2 protein-coding genes are annotated in these 569 nt (G+C 58.2%); both read left to right on the forward strand.

The features are described 5' to 3' along the window. On the forward strand, positions 1-293 hold a 293-nt coding region (locus tag AC1DU6_RS35170), incomplete at its 5' end, for a DUF2585 family protein (RefSeq protein ID WP_477863194.1). A gap of 41 nt (positions 294-334) precedes the next feature. Then, positions 335-569, forward strand: a 235-nt coding sequence (locus AC1DU6_RS35175; protein WP_477863195.1) for an AAA family ATPase, incomplete at its 3' end; no start/stop codon positions are given.

Raw genomic sequence — 569 nt, forward strand, 5'->3', positions numbered from 1 at the left:
GTTGGGAGCTGCTGGAAAATTCGAGCTGGATCATCGAGCGCTATCGCGCCGGAACGATGTCGCTGGATTATTTCGGCGACAGCATCGTCACTTCGCTGGCAGATACATTATCGATGATCGCCGGCTTTATTATCGCAAAGAAGCTGCCGGTCGCCGCCACCGTCGCGATCGCTTTGCTGTTTGAAATTCTGGTCGGCTTGCATATTCGCGACAATCTCACTTTGAACGTGATCATGCTGATTCATCCATTCGAAGCGATCCGGACCTGGCAGGCCGGGCCACCCATCATCTGATCCGCTTGTCCCAACGCCCTTCTCACCCTACGTAGAGCGACATGACCGACTTTTCCCCCCGCGAAATCGTTAGCGAACTCGACCGCTTCATCGTCGGCCAGCATGATGCCAAACGCGCAGTGTCCATCGCACTCCGCAATCGTTGGCGGCGCCTGCAGCTAACGGGATCGCTCCGCGAGGAAGTGCTGCCGAAGAATATTTTGATGATCGGCCCCACCGGCGTCGGCAAGACCGAGATCGCACGGCGGCTGGCGAAGCTCGCCGGCGCGCCGTTCA

It is taken from the genome of Roseateles sp. P5_B10, from assembly GCF_056400485.1.